Source organism: Vibrio sp. E14 (assembly GCF_020515785.1).
GTDB classification, from domain to species: domain Bacteria; phylum Pseudomonadota; class Gammaproteobacteria; order Enterobacterales; family Vibrionaceae; genus Vibrio; species Vibrio diabolicus.
Window position 1 is genome coordinate 550,892 of the sequence record NZ_JAHPJI010000002.1, and the last position, 26,251, is coordinate 577,142.

24 protein-coding genes are annotated in these 26,251 nt (G+C 45.1%); 5 read left to right on the top strand and 19 right to left on the bottom strand.

All coding sequences use genetic code 11. The features are described from left to right. Positions 1–14: 14 nt before the first annotated feature. From dnaE to rpsB, 16 genes are all read right to left on the bottom strand, one after another. Positions 15–3,494, bottom strand: coding sequence for a DNA polymerase III subunit alpha (gene dnaE / locus LIX84_RS07810; RefSeq protein ID WP_145532695.1), 3,480 nt, complete (start codon positions 3,492–3,494; stop codon positions 15–17). An 81-nt stretch (positions 3,495–3,575) separates the two neighbouring features. Then, positions 3,576–4,211, bottom strand: coding sequence for a ribonuclease HII (gene rnhB, locus LIX84_RS07815; RefSeq protein ID WP_053809796.1), 636 nt, complete (start codon positions 4,209–4,211; stop codon positions 3,576–3,578). Between the two features lie 9 nt (positions 4,212–4,220). Next, positions 4,221–5,360: a lipid-A-disaccharide synthase gene (gene lpxB / locus LIX84_RS07820; RefSeq protein WP_226421037.1), complete on the bottom strand. Its 1,140-nt coding sequence runs from the start codon at positions 5,358–5,360 to the stop codon at positions 4,221–4,223. A gap of 119 nt (positions 5,361–5,479) precedes the next feature. Further along, positions 5,480–6,268: an acyl-ACP--UDP-N-acetylglucosamine O-acyltransferase gene (lpxA, locus tag LIX84_RS07825; RefSeq protein ID WP_145473568.1), complete on the bottom strand. Its 789-nt coding sequence runs from the start codon at positions 6,266–6,268 to the stop codon at positions 5,480–5,482. Between the two features lies 1 nt (position 6,269). Then, positions 6,270–6,722, bottom strand: a complete 453-nt coding sequence (gene fabZ / locus LIX84_RS07830) for a 3-hydroxyacyl-ACP dehydratase FabZ (RefSeq protein ID WP_005380349.1) — start codon at positions 6,720–6,722, stop codon at positions 6,270–6,272. Between the two features lie 232 nt (positions 6,723–6,954). Beyond that, the gene (lpxD, locus tag LIX84_RS07835; protein WP_226421038.1) at positions 6,955–7,986 is read right to left on the bottom strand and encodes a UDP-3-O-(3-hydroxymyristoyl)glucosamine N-acyltransferase; all 1,032 of its coding nucleotides are present in this window, start codon (positions 7,984–7,986) and stop codon (positions 6,955–6,957) included. Positions 7,987–7,992: 6 nt separating this feature from the next. Beyond that, complete coding sequence (locus LIX84_RS07840; RefSeq protein WP_046875560.1) at positions 7,993–8,502, bottom strand: OmpH family outer membrane protein; 510 nt, start codon at positions 8,500–8,502, stop codon at positions 7,993–7,995. A gap of 13 nt (positions 8,503–8,515) precedes the next feature. After that, positions 8,516–10,930, bottom strand: a complete 2,415-nt coding sequence (gene bamA, locus LIX84_RS07845; protein ID WP_226421039.1) for an outer membrane protein assembly factor BamA — start codon at positions 10,928–10,930, stop codon at positions 8,516–8,518. Between the two features lie 44 nt (positions 10,931–10,974). Further along, positions 10,975–12,333 carry a sigma E protease regulator RseP gene (rseP, locus tag LIX84_RS07850; protein WP_226421040.1) on the bottom strand — a complete coding sequence of 453 codons (1,359 nt, stop codon included), beginning with the start codon at positions 12,331–12,333 and terminating at the stop codon, positions 10,975–10,977. Further along, positions 12,333–13,538, bottom strand: coding sequence for a 1-deoxy-D-xylulose-5-phosphate reductoisomerase (gene ispC / locus LIX84_RS07855; protein ID WP_047008882.1), 1,206 nt, complete (start codon positions 13,536–13,538; stop codon positions 12,333–12,335). Before ispC ends, rseP begins: the two co-directional genes overlap by 1 nt. A gap of 50 nt (positions 13,539–13,588) precedes the next feature. Continuing rightward, positions 13,589–14,431 (bottom strand): phosphatidate cytidylyltransferase, encoded by an 843-nt coding sequence (locus LIX84_RS07860; protein WP_226421041.1) that lies wholly within the window; start codon positions 14,429–14,431, stop codon positions 13,589–13,591. Positions 14,432–14,443: 12 nt separating this feature from the next. Then, a complete protein-coding gene (locus LIX84_RS07865; protein ID WP_006741661.1) occupies positions 14,444–15,199 on the bottom strand; it encodes an isoprenyl transferase in 756 nt (251 codons plus the stop codon). A 96-nt stretch (positions 15,200–15,295) separates the two neighbouring features. Beyond that, a complete protein-coding gene (gene frr, locus LIX84_RS07870; protein ID WP_005380330.1) occupies positions 15,296–15,853 on the bottom strand; it encodes a ribosome recycling factor in 558 nt (185 codons plus the stop codon). Positions 15,854–15,952: 99 nt separating this feature from the next. Next, positions 15,953–16,678, bottom strand: a complete 726-nt coding sequence (pyrH, locus tag LIX84_RS07875; RefSeq protein WP_005380329.1) for a UMP kinase — start codon at positions 16,676–16,678, stop codon at positions 15,953–15,955. Positions 16,679–16,825: 147 nt separating this feature from the next. Continuing rightward, entirely contained in the window at positions 16,826–17,671 is an 846-nt protein-coding gene (gene tsf / locus LIX84_RS07880) for a translation elongation factor Ts (protein ID WP_012841502.1), read from the bottom strand. A 132-nt stretch (positions 17,672–17,803) separates the two neighbouring features. Next, positions 17,804–18,532, bottom strand: coding sequence for a 30S ribosomal protein S2 (gene rpsB / locus LIX84_RS07885; protein WP_012841501.1), 729 nt, complete (start codon positions 18,530–18,532; stop codon positions 17,804–17,806). Between the two features lie 384 nt (positions 18,533–18,916). Here rpsB and map point away from each other — a divergent pair, with 384 nt between their 5' ends. From map to LIX84_RS07900, 3 genes are all read left to right on the top strand, one after another. After that, complete coding sequence (gene map / locus LIX84_RS07890; RefSeq protein ID WP_226421042.1) at positions 18,917–19,795, top strand: type I methionyl aminopeptidase; 879 nt, start codon at positions 18,917–18,919, stop codon at positions 19,793–19,795. Positions 19,796–19,903: 108 nt separating this feature from the next. Next, entirely contained in the window at positions 19,904–22,528 is a 2,625-nt protein-coding gene (glnD, locus tag LIX84_RS07895; protein ID WP_012841500.1) for a bifunctional uridylyltransferase/uridylyl-removing protein GlnD, read from the top strand. A 142-nt stretch (positions 22,529–22,670) separates the two neighbouring features. Continuing rightward, a complete protein-coding gene (locus tag LIX84_RS07900; RefSeq protein ID WP_005380322.1) occupies positions 22,671–23,054 on the top strand; it encodes a DUF3461 family protein in 384 nt (127 codons plus the stop codon). Between the two features lie 91 nt (positions 23,055–23,145). Here the strand turns inward: LIX84_RS07900 and truC are convergent, their stop codons facing one another. Together truC and LIX84_RS07910 are read right to left on the bottom strand one after the other, a co-directional pair. Beyond that, positions 23,146–23,916 carry a tRNA pseudouridine(65) synthase TruC gene (gene truC / locus LIX84_RS07905; protein WP_046874970.1) on the bottom strand — a complete coding sequence of 257 codons (771 nt, stop codon included), beginning with the start codon at positions 23,914–23,916 and terminating at the stop codon, positions 23,146–23,148. A 4-nt stretch (positions 23,917–23,920) separates the two neighbouring features. Then, a complete protein-coding gene (locus LIX84_RS07910) occupies positions 23,921–24,235 on the bottom strand; it encodes a YqcC family protein (protein ID WP_005391784.1) in 315 nt (104 codons plus the stop codon). A 76-nt stretch (positions 24,236–24,311) separates the two neighbouring features. Here LIX84_RS07910 and LIX84_RS07915 point away from each other — a divergent pair, with 76 nt between their 5' ends. Beyond that, positions 24,312–25,349: a DUF3549 family protein gene (locus LIX84_RS07915; RefSeq protein ID WP_226421043.1), complete on the top strand. Its 1,038-nt coding sequence runs from the start codon at positions 24,312–24,314 to the stop codon at positions 25,347–25,349. A 13-nt stretch (positions 25,350–25,362) separates the two neighbouring features. Continuing rightward, positions 25,363–25,662 carry a DUF3301 domain-containing protein gene (locus LIX84_RS07920; protein ID WP_012841498.1) on the top strand — a complete coding sequence of 100 codons (300 nt, stop codon included), beginning with the start codon at positions 25,363–25,365 and terminating at the stop codon, positions 25,660–25,662. On the opposite strand, the gene LIX84_RS07925 is transcribed toward LIX84_RS07920, so the two are convergent. After that, complete coding sequence (locus tag LIX84_RS07925; RefSeq protein ID WP_080936742.1) at positions 25,622–26,107, bottom strand: GNAT family N-acetyltransferase; 486 nt, start codon at positions 26,105–26,107, stop codon at positions 25,622–25,624. The two genes, LIX84_RS07920 and LIX84_RS07925, sit on opposite strands and share 41 nt — an antisense overlap. Positions 26,108–26,251: the final 144 nt, after the last annotated feature.

The window sequence follows — 26,251 nt, forward strand, 5'->3', positions numbered from 1 at the left end:
ATTGCGCTGAATTTTTAGTTAAATTCGAGTTCTACCTGGCTTTTGCCAAGTAACTGTTTTAAATCGTCGAGTAATGTATCACTTGGCGTTACTCGCCACTCGGTGCCCAATGTTAACCGCGCTCTGGCGTCGGCACGCTGGTAGTATACATTGACGGGTACGGTTCCGGCTTTGTGCGGTTCTAAAATACGACTGAACTGCTCAAAAAACTGATCGTTGATCTGAGTTTCATCTATCGATACCGACAAACCACGAGCGTATTTCTCGCGCGCACTGCCGAGATCCATAACTTCACGCGCCGACATTTTAAGGCCACCGTTGAAGTCATCAAAGCTGACCTGTCCAGAAACGACCAAAATTCTGTCTTTTTCGAGAAGTTCAGCGTATCGATCCAGCGCATCGGAGAACAACATCACTTCCATACGACCACTTCGGTCATCCAGTGTCATAATACCAATTCGTGTACCACGCTTGGTCGTCATTACACGAGCGGCAATAACCAGACCTGCCACCGTGACAGATTGGTCGCGACGCGTTGGCGTTGCGTCTTTTAGTCGACAACTGGTGTATTTGTTTAGTTCCTTTACGTAGGCGTTAATTGGGTGCCCTGTCAAATATAGACCTAGGGTATCACGCTCGCCCTCTAACCACACTTTTTCTGGCCAAGGCGGAACCTGCGTATACTTATGCTCTACTTCTTCAGGCGCATCCGTTAACACACCAAACATATCCGTTTGACCAAACGCCTCAGCTTGGTGATGTTGACTTGCTGCTTTTACCGCATCATTGAGTGACGCCATCATCGCCGCGCGGTGTGGACCTAGTCGATCTAACGCGCCCGCGTAGATCAGCTTCTCTATCACTCGTTTATTGACGCGTTTTAGATCAACTCGAGCACAGAAATCAAATAGGTCTTTAAAGTGACCACCTTTATTTCTCGCTTCAAGAATCGCATCGATAGGGCCTTCACCTACCCCTTTTATCGCACCAATACCGTAAACAATTGCGCCATTTTCATCAACATTAAAGCGATATAGGCCAGAGTTGATGTCTGGTGGCAGCACGGTGAGCTTCATACGGAAACACTCATCGACCAAGCCAACGACTTTTTCCGTGTTATCCATATCGGCTGTCATTACCGCGGCCATAAATTCGGCAGGATAATGGGTTTTCAGCCAAAGAGTCTGATAAGAAACCAATGCATAAGCAGCCGAGTGCGATTTGTTAAAACCATAACCAGCGAACTTCTCTACCAAGTCGAAGATTTTCATCGCCAACTCGCCATCGATACCGTTCTTTATCGCACCTTCTTCAAAGATAGCACGTTGTTTTGCCATCTCTTCTGGCTTTTTCTTACCCATTGCACGACGGAGCATGTCCGCACCACCTAGCGTGTAACCCGCTAAGATCTGCGCAATCTGCATTACCTGCTCTTGGTACAGGATGATGCCGTAGGTTGGATCAAGCGTCTCTTTTAGCGACTCGTGTTGCCACTTTTCATCTGGATAAGAGATCGCCTCTCGACCATGTTTACGGTCGATAAAGTTATCTACCATGCCCGATTGCAAAGGACCCGGACGGAAGAGTGCTACCAATGCGATAATGTCTTCGAAACAGTCTGGCTGAAGTCGCTTGATCAGCTCTTTCATACCTCGAGATTCAAGCTGGAATACTGCTGTCGTTTCAGAGTTTTGCAACAAACGGAAAGAGGCTGGGTCTTCTAACGGTATGGATTCAATTTGAACCGGTTCTTTACCTTCTCGCTCTAGACGTGGGTTAATCAGCCCTAACGCCCAGTCAATAATGGTTAAGGTACGTAAACCCAAGAAGTCAAACTTAACTAGGCCAGCGGTCTCAACATCGTTTTTATCAAATTGAGTAACCGGAAAGTGACCTTCAGCGTCTGCATAAATTGGCGCAAAATCGGTAATTGTTGTAGGTGAAATTACAACGCCACCAGCGTGTTTACCAGCGTTTCGCGTACAACCTTCCAAAATATGACACATGTCGATGAGTTCTTTAACTTCCTCATCGGCCTCATACAATTCAGGTAGTGCAGGTTCAGCTTTAAACGCCTTATCTAGCGTCATGCCTGGATCGGGCGGGATCAGCTTTGAAATGCGATCAACAAAACCAAATGGATGACCCAATACGCGACCAACGTCACGGATTACCGCTTTTGCCGCCATGGTACCAAACGTGATGATCTGAGACACCGCGTCGCGACCGTACATTTCCGCAACGTGGTCAATAACCTGGTCACGTTTATCCATACAGAAATCGACGTCGAAATCGGGCATCGAGACACGTTCTGGGTTCAAGAAACGTTCGAACAGTAAGTCGTATTCTAGTGGATCCAGATCGGTGATTTTTAGTGCGTAAGCCACCAAAGAACCTGCACCGGAACCACGTCCAGGACCTACAGGAATTCCATTATCTTTTGACCACTGGATGAACTCCATTACGATCAAGAAGTAACCAGGAAATCCCATTTGGTTGATAACATCTAGCTCTATCTGAAGACGTTCATCATATTCAGGGCGGCGACGTTTTCTCTCTTCCTCATCTGGAAATAGGAACTCTAAACGCTCTTCCAACCCCTCTCGGGATTTCATGACTAGGAACTCAGTCTCTTTCATCCCTTCGGTTGGGAAGGCTGGTAGGAAGTACTCCCCTAAGCGCACAGTCACGTTACAACGCTTCGCTATCTCGACACTGTTTTCTAACGCTTCAGGAATATCAGCAAACAGTTCGCACATTTCTTCTTCTGTACGAAGATATTGCTGCGGACTGTAGTTTTTTGGCCTGCGCGGATCTTCTAATGTGTAACCATCGTGAATCGCTACGCGTATTTCATGAGCATCAAATAGGTCTGGACTCAGGAATACAACTTCATTGGTCGCCACTACTGGCAAGTCTTGCTGCTCTGCCAATTCAACTGCAAAGTGAAGATAAGTTTCTTCATCTGGACGACCGGTACGAAGTAACTCAAGATAAAAACGATCTGGAAAATGCTGTTTATAAAAATCAACACACCCTTGCACTATTTGACGGTTGCCTTTCAAAAGGCCGCGACCAATTTCCCCGCTTTTACCGCCGGATAATACAATCAAGCCTTCAGACATTTCAGCCAACCAGGCTTTATCAATCACTGGGTGGTGTTGAACATGTCCGCGTAAGTACGCTTTTGATATCAATAACGTCAGGTTCTTATAACCCACATTATCCGCCGCAAGCAAAGTCACTTGTGTCAGCTCTTCACCAAACTCGTCCGACTGCATTTTAAAGTCAGCACCAATGATCGGTTTAACACCACTCCCATGCGCCGTACCGTAAAACTTCACCAAACCACATAGGTTGGTAAAGTCGGTCAACGCCATTGCGGGCATGCCGAGCTCAGCAACTTTCTTTACGATTGGCGGAACTTTGTTGAGGCCATCCACCATCGAGAAGTCACTATGAACACGCAGGTGGATGAATTTGGGATCTGACATTAACAGGTACCGTGTAACTCTATTTTGTTGGGGATTCTAACCTAAAGAGGTTGGGTTTATAACACCAATTAGATCGTTTGATTATTCTATGCCTAACGCTTTTTTTACTGGCTTGAAACTCTTTCGGTGTTCACTGATCACTCCGTGTTGCTCAATCGCTTCAAAGTGCGCTTTAGTTGGATAACCTTTGTGCTTGGCGAAGCCAAATTGTGGATGAAGTTTATCCAACTCTTCCATCTCTTGGTCACGCACGACTTTGGCAACAATGGAAGCCGCACTGATTTCGGCAACGCGTAGATCGCCTTTTACTACAGCTTGCGCATCCATTGGCAGCTCTGGACAACGGTTACCATCAATCAACACCAAGTCAGGTTGAACCTTTAACCCCGCCACTGCACGCTGCATCGCAACCATGGTCGCCTGCAAAATATTCAGTTGATCGATTTCTTCAGGAGAACAACGCCCGACCGCCCACGCCAATGCTTTTTCTTTGATTTCAGGAAGCAGCGCCATGCGTTTCTTTTCGGTCAATTTTTTCGAGTCGTTCAAACCTTCAATAGGATTGTTAGGATCAAGGATAACCGCAGCGGTGACGACATCTCCCACCAAAGGGCCACGTCCTACCTCGTCGACTCCGGCCACAAGCTGATAACCTTGCGGGTATTCAAACGGAGGGAGTTCAACTTTGGTTTTGGTCGCTTTTGGTTTAACAGCCATGATAAATCTCTATTTTTCAATCAGTTTTAGAACCGCGTTTGCGGCTTGTTGATCCGCATCTTTACGGATCCAATGATGCATTTCCGTAAACTTATCTAACATCGGTTTATTGTCGCTTTCCAATAAGCGAGAAACCTCAATAAACAAATTGTCTGGTGTGCACTCATCTTGTAGATATTCTTTGACGAGCTCATCATCCGCCAAGATATTCGGCAATGACACATACTTCGTTTTCAATAGACGTTTAGCTAAGAAAGCGGTAAATGCATTCACACGATAACCCACCACCATTGGACGCTTGAGAAGCATACACTCCAACGCTACGGTACCAGAGGCCAGCATCACGGCATCGGATGCGGTGATGACGTTGCGTGCGGTGTCATCAACTAACTTGAAGTCCAACTCTGGTGCGAGTTCTTTCCAGGCTTGTTCAAACTGCTCACGGCGTTTTTGATTAACAAGCGCGACAACAAACCCCAGTTCTGGAAATTTTTTATGGAGTAACTTGCAGGTTTCAATAAATGGCTCTGAGAGCATTTTTAACTCGCTACCACGGCTGCCTGGCAGAACAGCAAGCCACTTTTTATCTTGTTCTAAACCAAGCAAGTCACGTGCAGGCGCTTGTTCTGATTCTAGTGGGATGGAATCAGCCAAGGTATGACCAATGAACTCGCAAGGTACATTAAATTTGTCGTAGAACGCTTTCTCAAACGGAAGAAATGCTAGCACCAAGTTCGTTGCCGCTTCTATTTTAAAGATTCGCTTCTGACGCCAAGCCCAAACAGACGGACTTACGTAATGAACGGTTTTAATACCCGCTTGCTTGAGGTCAAGTTCCAGACGTAAGTTGAAGTCAGGAGCATCGATCCCGATGAAAACATCAGGCGGATTCTGAGTAAAATACTGAACGAGCTCAGCTTTCACTTTAAGAAGTCTCGGTAAGCGGCCTAAAACCTCGACTAATCCCATCACCGCAAGCTCTTCCATATCAAACAGAGACTCGCAACCTTGGGCTATCATTTTCGGACCGCCAATGCCTACGAACTCTGCGTCTGGATATTGTTGCTTTACTGCTTTGATAAAGCCTTCACCTAGCGTATCGCCAGACAATTCTCCGGCAATGATGCCAATACGTAATGGTCTTTCCATATCTACTTCGCTATTTTTCCTGTGCGCTATGGATAACGGTTTGCCTTATCCATAAAACACAAAAAGATCGTAACCTCAAATTCGGTCACGATCTTTTTATTTATTGGTTCATTCGCCAATTAACGAATAATGCCACGTTCCGTCGTTTCCAGAATATCTGAGAAACGCTTCACAGCCGGCCACTCTTGAGCCATTTCAGCCAGAATAGGCTTCACTTCTTCTAGCGTCTTACCTGAACGATAGATTTCTTTATACGCTTTTTGCAGCGCACGAATCTCTGGTTTCTCAAAGCCGTTACGCTTCAAGCCAACAAGGTTCAAGCCGAAAGGAGTCGCGTGGTTACCTTGCGCGAGTACGTAAGCTGGGACATCTTGCACCACTGCTGAGCAGCCGCCAATGTACGCGTAGGCGCCCACTGTACAAAACGGATGAATCGCAGACAGTGCCATCACACCGGCATAATCTTCAACAGTAACGTGACCACCAAGAATCGAGTTATTACCGATATGAGTATGGTTACCAATAACAACATCGTGCGCAATGTGTGCATTCACACATAATAAGTTGTCATCACCAATGATCGTGGTTGCTTTGTCTTGCACTGTGCCGCGGTGAACTTGGACCGCTTCACGAATGACGTTACGATCACCGATAACCACAGTTGTGTCTTCACCACTATATTTTTTGTCTTGGTTTTCTTCGCCAATGACAGCATGAGGGAAAATACGGTTATCTTTGCCAATAGTCGTATGGCCTTTGATCACAACGTGAGACATCACTTCTGTGCCTTCACCAATTTCAACCGTAGAGGTGATGTACGTAAAAGGACCGACAGTTACGTTAGCACCAATTTTGGCGCCCTCTTCTACCACCGCTGCCGGGTGGATTTTAGCGGTTTCATGAATCATATTAAAACTCTCGACGAGCACACTTCAGTTCTGCAGAACATACCACTTCGCCGTCAACTTTTGCTACACCGCTAAATGCAGCAATGCCGCGACGTTCTTTCAGAAATTCTACCTCAATAACCAATTGGTCGCCCGGAACCACTGGTTTACGGAATTTCGCGCCGTCTACGCTTGCAAAGTAGTACAGTTCATTTTCTGTTGGTGCACCAAATGATTTAAATGCAAGTAAGCCTGTTGCCTGAGCCATTGCTTCTAAAATCAAAACACCTGGGAATACTGGTAGTTGAGGAAAGTGACCTGTGAACTGAGGTTCGTTAACCGACACGTTTTTAATCGCGTGAAGGTACTTCTCTTCTTGGAAGTCTATCACTCGGTCGATCAATAAGAATGGGTAGCGATGAGGTAGTAGCTCTTGAATTTCAGAGATGTTCATCGTTTTCTTTTCAGTAGTCAAAGTCGTCTTCCTATATCAATTTTTTACCGCCAGGATGGCAAACGTGGCAACAGGTCGTAAAGCCGAATCGCTTCGCAATATACTAGCAAAATACGCACCATCTTGGAGTTAAATCTACTTAGAGCGCGTCATTATAGAAGAAAAAGACCCGCATTTCGCGAGTCTTCGTACAGAATATGGAACTAGAGCCTGTTAGCTTTCACGTTAAATACAGAGCGAAAGATAACTTGTTCTAACTTTCTTCTTTCTGTTCCAGCTGTTTTTCAACCGCTTTTAGGCGCTTATTCATCTCATCAATACGGTGAACTCGAGTTGCGGTTTTACGCCACTCTCTGTTCGTTTGTAGTGGAATACCTGATGAGTAAAGGCCTTTTTCTTCGATACTGCGCATTACCATGCCCATACCTGTAATCGCCACACCATCTGCGATAGTGATATGGCCATTCAGAACAGACGCGCCGCCAATCTGACAGTACTTACCAATTTTTGTACTGCCCGCGACAATAGTACCACCAGGCATCACGGTACCATATCCGATCTGCACGTTGTGCGCGATTTGAAGTTGGTTATCCAGAATGACATTGTCTTCAATGATAGTATCTTCGAGTGCACCGCGGTCAATCGTAGTACAAGCACCAATCTCAACGCGGTTACCGATACGCACTGAACCAAGCTGAGGGATTTTGATCCACTCGCCTTTGTCATTCGCATAACCGAAGCCATCAGAGCCAATGACGGTACCCGATTGAACGAGACAGTCATCACCCAATGACACTTCATGATAGATAGTGACATTAGCCCAAAGCTTGGTGTTATTCCCTAGCTTGGCGTTCTTACCGATAAAACAACCAGCGCCAATGCTTACGTTGTCGCCGAGTTCCACGCCCGTTTCAATCACGGCGTTAGCGCCGATTGTAACGTTCTCACCCATCTTAACATCAGCGGCAATCACAGCACTTGGTGCAATATCGTCTGCCGGTTTTGGTGTGGTATCCATCGCTTGAACCACACGAGCAAATGCGACATAAGGGTCTGAAACCACTAGCGCATTTCCAACGCATTGATCTTTATGCTCAGCCTTTACCATAACAACGGTAGCTTGGCACTCAGAAAGGTGTTTTGCGTATTTTGGGTTAGACAAGAAGGTTACGTCACCTTCTTGCGCTTTATCCATTGGAGCAACACGGCTTACAACGAGAGACTCGTCACCAAACAGCTCACCCCCGGTAATTGTCGCCAATTCGGCTAATGTTAATGTCTTCATAACTTCTTATTTTAGAGCTTTAATTACGTCTTCAGAGATATTGAATTCTGGCTTGCCGTACTGCAAAGCAGAGATATCAATCACAAGATCGTAACCATTTTTGTCTGCGACTTTCTTAACTGCATCTTGAATCGTTTTGAAAAGCTTCGCTTTTTCTTCAGCTTCACGACGCGCACTTGCTTTTTCAAGTGCTTGTGCTTTCACTTTGTACTCGCTGTCTAGCTTCGCGATATCGATACGTAGCTTTTCAACTTCGTCTTGACCCAAAAGCTCACCGTCACGTTGTAGCTTCTCAATCTTTGTTTTAGCTTGTGCTTGGATTGACTTCAGTTCATCAGCTTTGCTTTTGAAGTCTTTCTGCATTTTTTGTAGTACAACTTCACGTTGAGGAAGAGCTTGGAAAACTTGAGCTGTATTTACGTAAGCAATTTTCTGTGCAGCTTCTGCCGCATTTGCAAACATTGAAGAGCTCAGTACAAGAAGGCCAATCCCAGCCGCTTTGATCATTTTATTCAAAATATTTTCCTCTTTAGAAAGTTCTACCGATAGTGAATGTGAAGAACTCTTCATCATCGCCATCAAATTTCTTAATTGGTTTCGCTAGTGAGAATACTAGTGGCCCCATTGGAGACATCCACTGCAACGCCGCACCGTAAGAAGAGCGGTAGTTGGTTGGATCTGAGTAATCGTAGTAGTAACGGTCACCATATTCCGCACCTGAATCGCGGTAGTCAAACTCCGTATCCCAAACACTTGCCATATCAAAGAAGATACTGGTACGAATTTGGTTTTGTACTTCTTCTGATGCAAATGGTGTTGGGACAATCAACTCAACACTTGCTAGCGCTACGGCGTTACCACCAACAGAGTCATCTGTTGCTGTATCTGCGCCATTGTTTGAACCAGATGTATCACGGTAAACCGCTTTAGGACCAACAGAGTTTGAGCCAAAGCCACGAAGCGATGTAAAGCCACCTGCGTAGTAGTTTTCGTAGAATGGGAACAAGTTATCGTTACCATCTGTTTGACCGTAACCATTACCGTAACCTAAGCGGCCACGGAACAAGAGGGTAAACTCGTGCTTTTTAGTCAATGGCACATACTGACGAACATCGTACTGCATTTTGAAGTATTGAACGTCAGAGCCAGGTACGGTCATTTTATAGAATGCACGCTGATGGTTACCTGCCGTAGGGAAGTAGCCACGGTTTAAGTTATTACGTGTCCAAGAGATATTGAAATCGAAGTCGTTCGTGTTCAACGCTCCACTAGAATCAATGTTGTCTGCTTGTGCTCGTAAGAACTGCTCTACCTGCAAGTAAGGCGATAAGTTACCGATCTTGTTGTGCGTATAACCGACACCGAATTCAAAACGGTTCAGCTCATCGAATGGGAAGCCCCACGTTAAGCTCGCACCATAGCTTTCGTTGGTATAGTCAACGATATTAGCTTCTTTCGCTTCAAATTCGTTGTAGAAGACCTTACCACCTAAGCTAACACCGTCTAAGTTCCAGTACGGGTCTCGGTAATCTAGACTGATGTTTTTCTGGTAGTCATTCATCATCGCGTTGATACCAACACGGTTACCGCTACCAATAAAGTTATCTTGTTGCAGGCCAACCTGGAAGCTCACACCCGATTCTGTACCGTAGCCAACACCGAAGTTAACGCTACCAGAGTTCGCTTCTTTGACAGAGTAAACTAGGTCAACTTGATCATCACTACCAGGAACTCGAACCGTCTGTACTTCAACATTTTCAAAGTAGCCCAAACGGTTTAGACGAGTTTTACCCGTTTCAATCGATTTCGAGTTTAACCAACTGCCTTCCATCTGACGCATTTCACGACGAAGGACTTCATCTTTGGTTGAGTTGTTACCCGTGAAGCGGATATCACGAACGTAAATTCGGTTACCTGGATCGACGTTAACGACCAAAGATACTTCTTGATTCTCATCGTCAAAGTCAGGAATGGTATTCACTTGAGGATAAGCGTAGCCGGACTCACCAAGCACACGTTTAATACCCTCTTCCATTGAAGTGACCAACGAGCCGTTGTACGTCTCATTGTCTTCAAATGGTACAAGTCGTTCGAACGTCGCTTCCTCACCAATCAAATCACCACGGAACTTTACGTCCTTGACGGTATAAACCTCTCCCTCTTCTAAGCCAAGAGTAATGTATACCCCTTTCTTGTCAGGAGAGATTGCAACTTGTGTCGAATCAACGTTAAATTTTAAGTAACCGCGGTCCAGATAGAATGATTTGAGCGCTTCAATATCACCTGCAAGCACTTGTTTTTGGTACTTTTCGTCAGACAGGAAATTCCACCACGGCACATCAACATTCAAGTTAAAACGAGAAAGAAGGTCCTCATCGCTGAAAACTTCATTGCCGATAAAATTGATTTGCTGAATTTTTGCCGACACGCCTTCAGTAAAGACAAACTTTAGGTCAGAACGGTTACGTGGCAGTGGAGTCACCACAGCTTTTACTGTGGCGTTGTATTTACCTACGCTGTAGTAAAAGTCTTCTAAGCCTTTTTCAATGTTGCTTAGCGTGGTGCGGTCAAGCGCTTCGCCTTCACGAACACCAGATGCGTTCAGGTTTTCTTGTAGCTGCTCGTCCTTGATTGCTTTGTTACCAGAAAATGAGATGCTGGCAATGGTAGGACGTTCTTTGACTTGAACCATCAGAACGCCGCCGTCACGTAACACTTTCACATCTTCAAAGTTACCAGATGCATACAGTGCACGGATAATCTCTGCAACATCGCCTTGGCCAATGGTATCACCGACACGTACAGGCATTTTCAACAACGCAGCACCCAGTGCTACACGCTGCAATCCATCGATTTCAATATCTTGAACTACGAAGTTCTCTGCTCCATTTGCAGATACACTGGTCGCCAGTAAACTTGCAAATAGAATTCGCTTAATCGCCATACTTGTTCTAATTATTCCTTGCTACTGCTTTTGTCTCTGAACTATCACAGACGAGTAAAATCATTAAATAGCGCTAACGCCATGAGCGAGAAGATGATCGCACCACCAATTCTAAAACCCATTTCCTGCACTCTCTCAGGAACGGGACGTCGAATGACTGCTTCAATTGCAAAAAACAACAAATGACCGCCATCCAACATTGGTAAAGGAACGAGATTAATAATACCTAGGTTAACACTAATTAGAGCGAGAAAACCTAAAAAGTAGACCAAGCCATAATCAGCCGTCGCACCTGCGCCTTTGGCTATTGATATTGGACCACTCAGATTATTCAGACCAACGTCACCAACAATCAGTTTCTTAAGCATGCTGATTGTCAAGCCAATGACTTGGCCGGTTTTGTCTACCGCCTTACCTACTGACTCGAATACACCAAACTGAAGGTCGAAGCGATAACTTTCTGGCCATTCTGCGACTTTAGGTGCAATACCTGCAAAACCAACGACTTCTTTGTTAGCTAGCTCACGGCTACCAGGCGTCAGCGTTAATGTTTGCTCATAGCCCTGACGCAATACCGTTAATTCAATCGGTGTATCAGGATTAGAGCGAACCGCTTCAACAACCTGCTTCCACTCCGTGACGCGTTGTTCACCAATAGCGACAATCTCATCACCTGGAAGCACCCCTGCTTTTTCCGCCGCTCCACCTTGCGAGACCTGTTCGATAACGCGATATATCTCCGGTGTATACGGCGCAAAACCTAACGACTGCATCGCAGACTGAGTCTCAGGATCGAACTCCCATTCGCGCAGATCGAGCGTTTTCGTTACTTCTGAACCAACTTCATTCGCTGACGTCAGTGTTACTGTCATCAAATCATCGCCAATATGAGAAATCAATCCCATATTTACCGATTCCCAATCCGGAGTTTTGATACCAGATATCGATTTAAGTTCCATTCCAGATTCAATTCCGGCTTCTGCGACGATCGAATTGGGCGTAACTTCACCAATTACTGGTTTAACTGCTGGGATACCAATAAGAAATACGAGCCAATAGGCGAAGATTGCGAAAAGGAAGTTAAAGATAGGGCCTGCCGCAACAATAGAGGTTCGCTTCCATAGCGGCTTCTTATCAAACGCTAAGTGCTTCTCATGTTCTGGCACCTCATCAACACGGCTATCAACCATTTTTACATAGCCGCCGAGAGGGATCATTGAGATGCTGTACTCCGTTCCGTCTTTGCCTACCTTACTCCAGATAGACTTACCGAAACCGATTGAAAACTTTTCAACTTTCACGCCGCAACGGCGAGCAACCCAAAAGTGCCCAAACTCGTGCACTGCGACAAGAATGCCCAGTGCGACGATAAAAGAAATGAGATTCCACAATATACCAGTCATCAGATACGCTCGCGTATGGTTTCTAGGGCAATAGTTCGTGCCATTCTATCTAGCTCTAACAAGCTTTCCAAGCTATTCGCATTCTCAGCTTTGCAGCTTGCATTGATTTTATTCAACACAGACTCATTGATGCGAGCGATATCCGTAAAACCTAGGCTGTTATTTAAAAATGCATCAACAGCGACTTCATTCGCTGCATTCAGTGCCGTTGTTGCATGTTGACCTTCATAACAAGCGTCAATTGCTAGTTTTAGACATGGGTAACGAGCAAAGTCAGGTTGCAAAAACGTCAATTCGCCAATTTGCGTGAAGTCTAGTGGCTTAACCCCAGCTTCAACCCTTGATGGGTATGACATAGTCAGTGCAATAGGGGTCGCCATATCCGGCTCACCCATTTGTGCCAAAACCGAACCATCGCGGTATTGAACCATTGAATGAATAACAGACTGCGGATGAATAATAACCTTTAGCTGCTCGCGAGCCGCATTAAACAACCATTTAGCTTCGATATACTCTAAGCCTTTGTTCATCATCGTGGCTGAGTCAACGGAAATCTTTGGTCCCATCGACCAGTTTGGATGGGCGATCGCCTGTTCAGGAGTCACCTTTTCCAGTTCTGCGATGTCAGTGTAACGGAAAGGACCACCAGAACCAGTCAGCAAAATATGAGAAATGCCATGTTCTTGTAAATTACAACGACCTAAATTGGTTTGTACTTGCTGTGGTAAGCACTGGAAAATAGCATTGTGTTCACTATCGACGGGAAGTAGCTCCGCACCAAACTCTTCTACGGCATCAATAAATAACTGGCCTGACATGACCAGTGCTTCTTTATTTGCCAACAATACTCGCTTACCAGCTTTCACAGCAGCCATGGTAGGCAGTAGACCAGCCGCTCCGACAATAGCAGCCATCACACTGTCAACTTCGTCCAATGAAGCAATATGGCATAGAGCATCCACACCACCTAATACTTCGGTGTTTGGCGAAACCAAATGTAACTCAGATTGGAGTTGAATCGCTGCGGCTTTGTCCGCCATTACCGCGTATTTAGGTTGCCACTGACGACATAGCCCGATCATCTTTTCAACGTTGGTGCTTGCCGCTAAGGCAACGACAGAAAACAGCTCTGGGTTTTGTTCGACCACTTTAAGCGTGCTTGCACCAATAGATCCAGTAGCACCAAGAATCGTTAACTTTTGCATGTTGTAAGACCGTTAGAAAGCTCAGGAGCGACAATGCCGCTCCTGATAAATTAGAATACGTAGTAAAGAAGAGCAAAAACTGGGAATGCTGCGGTTAGGCTGTCAATACGATCGAGCACACCGCCATGTCCTGGGATAATGTTGCTGCTGTCTTTAATGCTTGAGACACGCTTGAACATACTTTCCACCAGATCGCCGAGCACTGATATAACAACAGTAACCAACGTAATCAACACCATATGGACAGGACTGGAGAACTGAATATCAAACCAATCAGCAAATGCCCACGCCACGATCAATGCCGTGATAATGCCGCCAATAAGCCCCTCAATGGTTTTATTCGGACTGACATGTGGCGCCATTTTACGTTTGCCTAAGCTTTTGCCTGCAAAGTAAGCACCGCTATCTGCAGCCCATACCAAGAAACAAACGTATAACACGAGCTTTGCTCCGTGGTATGGATCTACCGTAATGTCATGAGCTCTAAGAATAACTACACTCCAAAGGAATGGAATTAATGTCAGAAAACCAAACACATGGCGTAAAACAAAATTATTTTGCCAAGATTTCGTTGTTTTGGGATAAGTAATCGCCATTAAGCTAGCAATAATCCACCAAACAAAACCAAGGCCCAGCACAACATAATGAGGCGTTGCTAAATGGTTGAGGCTATGTGCGTCAGGCGAAATATATAGAAAACTAAGTCCGGTAACAATGACTGCCGGAACGAGGGCAGCAAAGCGAGAGTTGCTTCCTGTAAATTGAGTCCACTCCCAAAAACCTAATAGGGTAATTGCAGTTAAAGCGGCAATAAAGCCCATTAGGGGTAATTTAAAAATGCCTAAAATAACCAGGGGAGCTAAAATTAGTGCTGTTATTATTCTCTGTTTCAAACTAACTAGTCCTTATTGAGCTGCCATCAATGCCTTTATTTGTTCACCTGTACAGCCAAAACGACGTTCTCGATTGATAAACCAAGTTACAGCTTCAACTAAGCTGTCTTCGTCGAATTCCGGCCAATACTCGGGTGTAAAGTACATTTCTGCATAAGCCATTTGCCACAACATAAAGTTGCTGATGCGACACTCTCCACTGGTACGAATCAAAAGATCCACTTCAGGTAAGTCTGCCATGGTCAAATGCTCAGTGATTAGCTGCTCATTGATATCCTCTACACGAATCTCACCGTTACGTGCTTTTAACGCTAACGTTTTGGCCGCTTCTGTGATGTCCCACTTACCGCCATAATTGGCTGCAATGTTGATCACCATCCCCGTGTTACCTGCCGTTAGATTTTCAGCTTCTACAATCTTCTTTTGTAGACGCTCACTAAATCGACTGGTATCACCGATCACGCGCAACCGTAAATTATTTTTGTGTAGTTTTTTTACTTCACTAGACAGGACCGTGATAAACAGTTCCATCAAAAGACCCACTTCTTCCTCCGGACGACGCCAGTTTTCACTACTAAAAGCAAATAGCGTCATGGCTTTAATGCCAAGCTTTGAAGCAGCAGCCACGGTCTTACGAACGGCATTAACGCCTTTTTTGTGACCAAATACGCGAGGTTTTCCTTTGGACTTAGCCCAACGGCCATTACCGTCCATAATGATGGCAATATGCTTAGGAAGGGAATCAGAGAAGGCTTGAGAATTTTGCATAGGGAGTTAATTGAGTTCCATCAGTTGGATAGACTAACATAAAAAAACGCTGAGCTGTGAGCACAGCGTTTTCCAACAGTGATGTGTGTGGGAGTATTAAACTTCCATCAACTCTTTTTCTTTTGCAGCAAGAACTTCATCGATCTTCTTAACTGCAACGTCAGTTAGTTTTTGAATTTCGTCTTGTGCTTTACGATCTTCATCTTCAGAGATTTCTTTATCTTTTAGAAGCGCTTTTAGATCGTTGTTTGCGTCACGACGGATGTTACGAACAGCAACACGACCACCTTCAGCTTCACCACGAACAATCTTAACTAGGTCTTTACGACGCTCTTCCGTTAGTGGTGGAAGTGGAACACGGATGATAGTACCAGCAGACATAGGATTTAGACCAAGATCAGACGTCATGATCGCTTTTTCTACTTTCGGAGTCAGCTCTTTATCGAAAACCGTGATTGCAAGTGTACGTGCATCTTCAGCAATAACGTTTGCTACTTGGTTTAGAGGTGTTGCTGCACCGTAGTATTCTACAGAAATACCAGATAGTAGGCTTGGGTGTGCACGACCTGTACGAATTTTAGAAAGGTTGTTCTTAAGCGCTTCAACGCTTTTATCCATGCGCTCTTGCGCGTCTTTTTTGATTTCGTTAATCACAGTTTCACCTTAAAAATGTCATCTTTCCTGAAGAAAGCCTAAAACGGTTGAGCAAAGCAAACGCCACCCTAACGCTTTGGGTGGCACCTTGGGACAAGCTTATTCGTTGATTAGCGTGCCTTCTGCTTCGCCCATAACCACGCGACGTAGTGCGCCTGGCTTGTTCATGTTAAATACGCGGATTGGCATTTTGTGGTCACGAGCTAGCGTAAACGCCGCCAAGTCCATCACTTTCAGCTCTTTATCCAGAACTTCTGCGTAAGATAGCTTATCATACAGCTCTGCGTCTGGGTTTGCTACAGGGTCAGCAGTAAATACACCATCAACTTTCGTCGCTTTTAGTACAACATCCGCTTCGATTTCAATACCACGTAGGCAAGCAGCAGAATCCGTTGTAAAGAACGGGTTACCCGTACCAGCAGAGAAGATGACAACACGGCCTTGGCGAAGCTCACGGATCGCATCAGCCCAATTATAGTCGTCACATACGCCTTTTAGAGGAATGGCAGACATAACGCGCGCATTCACGTATGCACGGTGAAGAGCATCGCGCATCGCTAGGCCATTCATTACTGTAGCAAGCATACCCATGTGGTCACCAACTACGCGGTTCATACCAGCTTCAGCAAGGCCTGCACCACGGAACAAGTTACCGCCACCGATAACTACACCAACCTGAACACCCAGTTCAACCAGTTCTTTAACTTCTTGTGCCATGCGATCAAGGACCGCAGGATCAATACCAAAACCGTCTTCACCTTGAAGAGCTTCACCACTCAGTTTTAATAGAATACGTTGATACGCTGGTTTAGGGTTCGTAGTCATGGAGTTTACCTTCCAAAGAGAGTTGTTGATTAACAGTCATGAATAGACACAAATTCAGTTATGGCTATTCATCACGGCTAATCGTTCACTGCTCATAAAAAGACCGCAGCCAAGGCTACGGTCTAATCTTTATACAGGCTCTAAGGATTAACCTTTTTGAGCTGCAGCAACTTCTTCAGCGAAGCTCATTTCTTCTTTCTTCTCGATACCTTCACCTACTTCTAGGCGAACGAATGTAGAAACTGAAGCGCCTTTTTCTTTCAGCATTTCACCTACAGTTTTCTTAGGTTCCATGATGAAAGCTTGACCTGTTAGAGAGATCTCGCCAGTGAATTTCTTCATGCGGCCAACAACCATCTTCTCAGCGATTTCAGCAGGCTTGCCTTCGTTCATTGCGATTTCAACTTGAACCGCTTTCTCTTTTTCTACTACGTCAGCTGGTACGTCTTCTGGGTTAACGAACTCAGGCTTGGAAGCAGCAACGTGCATTGCAACGTGCTTAAGAGTTTCTGCGTCGCCTTCACCAGCAACAACAACACCGATTTTCTCACCGTGACGGTAAGAAGCAATTGCAGTGCCTTGAACGTATTCTACGCGACGGATAGTGATGTTTTCACCGATTTTAGCTACAAGAGCTACACGTGCGTCTTCGAATTGTGCTTGTAGCTCTTCAACAGTCGCTTTTGAAGCTAGAGCTGCAGCTGCAACTTCTTCTGCGAATGCAGTGAAGTTACCGTCTTTAGCAACGAAGTCAGTTTGGCAGTTAACTTCAAGAAGAACAGCAACGCCGTTTTCTTCTTTGATGATGATTGCGCCTTCAGCTGCAACGTTACCAGCTTTCTTAGCTGCTTTCGCTGCGCCAGATTTACGCATGTTTTCAATTGCTAGTTCGATGTCAGCGTTTGCTTCTACAAGCGCTTTCTTACATTCCATCATGCCAGCGCCAGTACGCTCGCGAAGTTCTTTAACTAGAGCAGCAGTTACAGTTGCCATTCTGTATTCCTCGTTTGATTCGAAATAAGGTAAAAAACAGGGGCCTAACATTGTCGGCCCCCATTGCTAACTATAACTTAGTTTATGCTACACAAAGGTTTCACATAGACCAAGTGTGACACAGAGCCGCTATTATTCAGCTTCTACGAAACCGTCTTTTTCAGCAACTGCAGCTACGTCTTTGTTACGACCTTCAGATACTGCTGAAGCAGCAGCGTTCAGGTATAGCTGTACAGCGCGGATCGCGTCGTCGTTACCTGGGATTACGTAGTCAACGCCGTCTGGGTTAGAGTTAGTATCTACCACAGCGTATACTGGAATACCTAGGTTGTTAGCTTCTTTAATTGCAATGTGTTCGTGATCAGCGTCGATTACGAATAGAGCGTCTGGTAGGCCGCCCATGTCTTTGATACCACCAAGAGATTTCTCTAGCTTCTCCATTTCGCGAGTACGCATTAGAGCTTCTTTCTTAGTTAGTTTGTCAAAAGTACCGTCTTGAGATTGAGTCTCTAGATCTTTTAGACGCTTGATAGACTGACGAACTGTTTTGTAGTTTGTAAGCATACCGCCTAACCAGCGGTTGTTTACGTAAAACTGGTTGCTTGCGATTGCAGCTTCTTTAACAGCTTCAGATGCAGCGCGCTTAGTACCTACGAATAGAACTTTACCTTTCTTCTCGCCAACTTTAGCTAGTTCAGCTAGAGCGTCGTTGAACATTGGTACAGTTTTTTCTAGGTTGATGATATGAACTTTGTTACGAGCGCCAAAGATGAATGGCTTCATTTTTGGGTTCCAGTAACGAGTCTGGTGACCGAAGTGAACACCAGCTTTTAGCATATCGCGCATTGATACAGTTGCCATTTTAAATTCCTCTATGGGGTTAGGCCTCCACATTCCCCATAACTCCGACCAAGCTTCTGCTCAGCACCCCGGAATATGTGACGGAATGTGTGTGATTTAAAGATAAAAGGTTATTCGGATGAAGCTTGCTTCGCCGCTTAGCTTTGCTAAACGAAGAGAACAGTCCTCTATTCCGGCGCGCTTTATACCATATTTTAGTTCACTGTGGCTAGTAAAAATTATTTCTTCACCGTGCCACTTTCTCCTATTTATAAGCAAAACTTTAAACATACGATCGAATTAAGAATGATGCATATTCCTATCTAACTTGGGTTAACGCCCCGATGTCTGATAGAATGCGGCCATTCGCACGTTTACGTGCTTAGGAATAAGTAGAGAAAGCCAATGTCAATCAAGATTAAAACTGCTGAAGAAATAGAACGCATGCGCATTGCGGGCAAACTGGCCGCAGAGATTCTAGAAATGATCGAACCACACATCAAAGTTGGTGTGACGACAGAAGAGTTGAACAAAATCTGTCATGAGTACGCTCTAGAAAAAGGCGCATACTCTGCTCCACTTGATTACCATGGTTTCCCTAAGTCGATTTGTACTTCAATCAACCATATCGTATGCCACGGTATTCCAGCAGAAAAAGACGAAATCGGTAGCAACGGCCAAATGAAGCCAGCGGTACTAAAAGATGGCGACATCTTAAACGTTGATATTACCGTAATCGTTCCAAATGATGAGAATGCGGATCTGAGCGTGCGTCCTCAAGGTTACCATGGTGACACTTCTAAGATGTTCCTAGTCGGTGATGTTTCACCTGTAAACAAACGTCTATGCATGGTTGCTCAAGAAGCACTGTATGTTGGTATGCGTACCGTTAAGCCAGGTTCAACAGTTGGTGACATCGGTACAGCTATCGAGAAGTACATCAAAGAGAACAACAAAAACAACCCTCGCAATAAGTTTTCTATTGTGAAAGACTTCTGTGGCCACGGTATCGGCGATGAGTTCCATGAAGAACCACAAGTGGTTCATTACAAGAACAAAGACCGCCGCGTACTAAAAGAAGGCATGTGCTTTACTATTGAGCCGATGATTAACGCAGGTAAATTTGGTTGTTCTGTTGACGCTCAAGACGATTGGACCGTTTACACAGGCGACGGCAAGAACTCTGCGCAATGGGAACATACCATTGTTGTAACAAAAGAAGGTTGTGAAGTACTGACGCTTCGTAGCGACGATACGATTCCTCGCCTAATGAAAAACGCGTAAAGCTTACGACCACTCGTTGTTTACTATATCCCTGCTTCGGCGGGGATATTTTTTATCTGCCACAAATTTGTTAGATTGTAACTAGATTAGCTTGCACGGATGGCAAATATGACACTTCAGTCCCCTCTTACCTTTTCCGATGAACAAATCAATATCGGAGAACTCAAACAAGAGTTAGAGAAATTTAGCTCCGATCAAAACCAAGAGTTTCTCAATCATCATCCGGTAACAAGCTTGGTTTTAGCCAGGGCAGAATACATGGATCTGCTTCTGAATCGTTTGTGGCAACATTTTGGCTTCAAAGATATTTACAACATTTCTCTAGTTGCCGTGGGTGGCTATGGGCGTGGCGAGCTGCATCCGCTCTCCGATATCGATATTTTGATTCTGTCGAACAATAAGCTGCCGACCGCACTAGAAGCAAAAATCAGCGAATTCATTACGCTGTTGTGGGATTTAAAACTCGAGGTCGGACACGCAGTTCGCACCGTTAACGAATGTGCGGAAATTGGTAAAGCCGATCTGACCGTCGCGACAAATCTTCAAGAAGCGCGTCTACTGTGTGGCAGCGAGGATACCTTTCAGGCACTGAAGAAAGTTGTATTATCAGACTCCTTTTGGCCAAGTGAAACGTTTTACCGCGCTAAAATTCAAGAGCAGAGAGAACGCCATGCGCGTTACCATGATACGACCTACAACTTAGAACCAGACATTAAGTCGACCCCTGGCGGGCTGCGCGATATTCATACATTAAGCTGGGTCGCCCGACGTCACTTTGGTGCCACGTCATTGCTGGAAATGAGCCGATACGGATTTTTAACTGACGCAGAATACCGAGAATTGGTTGAATGTCAGGACTTCCTTTGGCGAGTGCGTTTCGCTCTGCACATGGAGCTTCGCCGCTATGACAACCGCTTGACCTTTGCCCATCAAGCTCAAGTTGCGGAAAATCTAGGCTACGTCGGTGAAGGCAACCGAGGCGTAGAAATGATGATGAAAGAGTTCTATCGCACACTTCGTCGTGTGGCAGAGCTCAATAAAATGCTACTCAAACTTTTTGATCAAGCGATCATTAATGGTGGTGCGACAGAAAGTGCCGAGATTCTCGATGCCGACTTCCAACGTCGTGGCTCTTTGATTGAAGCGCGGAAACCCGCATTGTTTCAAGCTCGCCCAGAAACTATTCTGGATATGTTCTTACATATCGCGAACGACTCAACCATTGAAGGGGTGAGCCCACCAACACTACGTCAGCTGCGCACCGCGCGCCGTCGACTCAACAAATTTTTGCACACCATTCCTGCTGCGCGTGAAAAATTCATGGCGTTATGTCGTCACCCTAATGCTCTGCATAAAGCATTCAGCCTAATGCACAGATTAGGGGTTATGGCGGCCTATTTACCGCAATGGAGCCAAATTGTTGGTCAAATGCAGTTTGACTTATTCCACGCCTACACCGTTGATGAACACAGTATTCGCTTACTGAAACACATCAACACCTTTAGTGACCCAGAAAATCATGCGAAGCACCCTATTTGTTGTGACGTCTACCCACGGATGCAAAAGAAAGAACTGCTGATTATTGCCGCTATTTTCCACGATATCGGTAAAGGACGTGGCGGCGATCACTCTGTTATAGGCGAAGGTGAGGCTTACGACTTCTGTATTGAGCATGGCTTATCAAAGCCCGAGGCCAAACTTGTCGCTTGGTTGGTAAGACATCATCTATTAATGTCTGTCACCGCACAGCGCCGAGATATTTATGATCCCGATGTCATTACCGAATTTGCCAAAAAAGTCAGAGACGAAGAATCTCTCGATTATCTTGTATGCCTGACAGTTGCAGATATTTGTGCAACCAACCCAGAACTTTGGAATGCTTGGAAACGAACTTTACTTGCGGAGCTGTATTACTCCACACAACGTGCTTTACGTAGAGGGTTAGAGAATCCTGTCGATGTGCGTGAGCGAATTCGCCACAATCAACAAATGGCCTCCGCAATGCTACGCAAAGAGGGCTTTGCCGCGCGCGAAATTGAAGTATTGTGGCAGCGCTTTAAAGCTGACTATTTCCTTCGTCATACCCATACGCAAATCGCGTGGCACTGCGAACACTTACTTCGCATGGAAGATCCAACTAAGCCTTTGGTCTTGATCAGCAAAAAAGCCACTCGCGGCGGCACTGAGGTGTTTGTATACACGAAAGATCAGCCCGCCTTATTTGCGACGGTCGTGGCGGAGTTAGATAGGCGTAATTTTAATGTACACGACGCGCAAATCATGACCAGCAAAGATGGGCATGTGATTGATACCTTTATGGTTCTTGATCAACATGGCGAAGCGATCGATGAGTCTCGTCACGCCGCGGTGATTAAGCACCTCACCCATGTACTGGAGGCGGGCCGACCAACCAAGATTAAAACGCGCCGTACTCCTAACAAACTTCAGCACTTTAATGTGAAAACCAAAGTCGACTTCTTACCAACCAAAGGTAAAAAACACACGTTGATGGAGTTTGTCGCGCTAGACACACCAGGGCTGTTAGCCAAAGTAGGCCGTACGTTTGCTGATTTAAATATCAACCTTCATGGTGCAAAAATCACCACCATTGGTGAGCGAGCAGAAGACTTGTTTATTTTAACCAGTGATGCAGGGGGAAGATTAAGTGAAGAACAGCAAGATGAGCTAAGAGAGAGATTGATCGAAAAGTTATCTGATGAGGTCGCTGCTTAGATCAAACCTGCCAATCTTTTCGGTTCAGGGCGAGAGCGATCTTGCCCACAAGTTAAGCATTTTGGCTAAATATCAGCTATCTAGCTCATACATAGGCTGCTACAGTTATATCAATATCAATTCGATGTAATAGAGGTAGCCTATGTATCCCCACCTCACTGGTTTGGGTATTCACGACCCTAAGCAGATTGAACGTTATTCCCTACGCCAAGAAGCACACAAAGACGTGCTCAAGATCTATTTCCACAAGCAAAAAGGCGAGCTGTTCGCCAAAAGCGTTAAATTCAAATACCCGCGCCAAATCAAAAATGTTCTTGTGGACAGTGGCAGTCACAAATATAAAGAAGTAACGGAAATCAACCGTAACCTCACATTGGTCATTGATGAACTGAATAAAATCACTAAGCCAACGAAACAACCTGAGGTTGATGTAAAAGAGAAAATTCTCTCAGACCTTCGTCATTTAGAAAAAGTCGTTTCGAGCAAGATCGCAGAGATCGAAGCAGATCTCGAAAAACTAAAGTAAAACGTTAAATCTTAAATATTAAAAAAGGGTTAGCATTGATGCTAACCCTTTTTATTTGTACTCAATCATTATCTAGATCTAACTAATCCCATTATCGATTGATCATTGATTCATCCCACTCAAATCGAGTAAACAATTGCTGCCAAGTCTCATCAATATTGGCCGTCATGACAATCTCTTGATCGGTAAATGGATGGACAAACCGTAACTCTGAAGCGTGCAGTAGCAAACGATGAGAATCAAACTCTGTGCGATACAGCTTGTTGTGCTTGCCATCTCCGTGCGTTGTATCACCCACAATAGGATGACGTAGATGCGCCATATGACGACGAAGTTGGTGCTTACGCCCCGTCTTGGGTTTCATCTCAACTAAGCAATAACGCGTTGTAGGAAATTTACCCGTCGAATAGGGAACTTCCACTTTAGCCAACGGTTTATATTCCGTCACCGCTTCTTGCGCTTCTTTTTCTTGTGAAGCGAACTTATCCGCAATCTTGTCTAACTCGACTTTGAGTGCGTAATCCAAGACGCCCTCTTCCTCAATCCAACCGCGTACTATCGCGTGGTATGTCTTTTCCATTTTATGTTCAGCAAACATCGGCATGACTTGTGATGCGACTTCACTCGACAACGCAAACACGAGCACACCAGATGTTGGACGATCCAGACGATGCAATGGGAACACATGCTGGCCAATTTGGTCGCGCAAAGTTTGCATGACAAACTGAGTTTCGTGTTTATCTAACCAACTGCGATGCACTAACATGCCTGCAGGCTTGTTGACCGCTACAAAATATTCATCCTGATAAACGATCTCCAGCTCAACTGGTTCTGAAGATCGCGCTATTTCTTGTTCTAGCATTCGTTTACTTACACAGTTCGTCAATGGTTCGGATTGTAACAAGCAGCTCTGCGAACTGCGGTTCCTGCTTCCACGCTTCTGAAAAATAGGGCTCGAGAGAAAACCCTCTTGGCAATGGTTGGTTGTTTTCCACTAGCACGTGCATTCTGTCTATAAAGATCCACTGCAACCACTCATGAGGATGCAATGTATCAATCGCAAATGGCTCCACGCTTTGTAAGGCTTGCTCTGAAGGCCTAGTGTGTTGCCACAACTTATGTTCTTTAAGCTGCGTTTCAAGTTGGTGAAGTAAGTCGACCAATTGAGTATTTGTTACCATTAATTCTATCTCGAACCTTGAATTAGCCGAGAATGATACCATTTCTTGTGAAAAGAACGTTAGGACGTCGTATTTAATGGAAAACATTCAAACCCTCACTCAACTGTTGAACAACAGCCACTGTGATTATCAAATCTTCGATCTTGGTCGTCGTATCAAAACCATCGCTAAGAAAGAGTTTACCGATGTAGAAAAAGGTCAAGCACCGTACCCATTCCCAATGCAGCGTAAAGCACACCTTGCCATCGCTTATTGGAATGAACAAAAGCAACCTTGGATTTGGTTTCTAAAGTTTGAATTGGACGAGCGCGGTTTGTTAAAGCAAGCGGATATCGGCAATTTCATTAAATACGTAGTGGAAGCCATGGGAACACGCCTCAATGATGATATCACTGAAGAGCAACAGCAAAAGCTGTCTAATAACCCATATACGTTCAAACCTTCCGAAGACAAAATGGCCGTGTTTCATAGCCAGGTCCGCGCGAACCTCGATCTTCCTACCAGCCAATATTATGAGCACACTCAGCATTACTTTTCAGGTGGTTTAGGCTGGGATAATTGGCAAACCGTAGGTCTGCAAGGGATCACCGACATGGCCGCTCGTTTGGACAAAGAGCAAAACGGGGTAATGATACGCAAAGCGTTGAACCACCTACCGAATGAACCACTTTATGCTCTGTTGGGTGCGCTTGAGCATGTAAAGTTACAAGAGCGTTTAGCTGAGCGTATCGCCGACAAAGCACAACAAGAAATCGCAAGTAGCGAACCGGATCTCTTCCTACTTTCAGCACTTATCCGAGCTTTGGCTGGCGCACCAACAGTCATTGCCTCGCCAGTGTTAGAAGCGATATTAAAAAGCCCTCGTTTAAGCCATCAGGAAGTACTGATTGGCGTGGCTGGCCGAGCTTGGCACTTACTAGCCAATGAAAAGGTAGCAGAACAGTTTTTGCTGCGTTTAGCTCAAACCGGTAATCAAGCTCTATTTAATCAGTTATTTGCCGATTTAGTGATGCTACCTGAGTTAAGAATGGTGTTATTGCCCCTGTTACATTCAAATCCATCTGAAGAACTAGCAAAGGCGCTAGTAAGCTTACAACAAGCAACAAAGGGATAATAAAGGTTCAGGGATGATTGGTGATCTTTTAGCAATTTTAGGGCTATGCTTTTTCTGTTATCTGTTTTGGCAACAACGTCGTCAAGCCGAACTCGCAAAAGTGGCAATCACGCGTAAATGTGAGCAATTGGATCTCCAATTAATCAGCATCGCCTTTGGTGCCCATAAACTAAAAACGCCAGACGGAGTCTGGCGTTGGCATACGGTGTATCAATTTGAGTTTTCATCGCTTGGTGACGATTGCTACCAAGGAGAGCTAACTATGGTCGGTTTCAGGCCGCAGAACTTTCACCTACCACCGCATCGCTTGTAAATTCCATTTCAAAGTAAGGACCATATAGATCCTTACTTTCTTTTGTTTCAACAAATCCCAGTTTTTTCAGCACCGCCATAGAAGCTTGATGGTTGCTATTCACGTTAGCTTTCACCTTATGTAGCCCCAGCTCACGGCACGCCTTGGGGAAAAACGCTTTTAGAGCTTCTGTCGCTAACCCTTTACCCCAATAAGATTTATCAAAAATAAACCCTAACTCAGGCTCGGAATCGAGATGGGAAATGAACACGTGCCCCATATAGTCACGACTGGTGCTCTCTAGCACCGCCATACTATAAATATTTTCATCATCCAGTATTTTCTCAAACATCTGTTTGGCAGACGCGACAGTATACGGACCGTTCATTTCAGCACGGTTTTTCGCACAGCAATTCAGCATGACGAACTCTAGTTGCAACGACTCATTGTAGGGTAGAAGAAGCATTCTTCTGGTTACTATGGCCACATCTGTTCCTTGATTACAACAAACTTTATTTATCCGCAGATCGCAAACTCGATGAGCTTGAATATGCTCAATAACTGCGGGGCATAACACCTTGTAGAGAAGCCGAAAGTTAAACCAACTGAT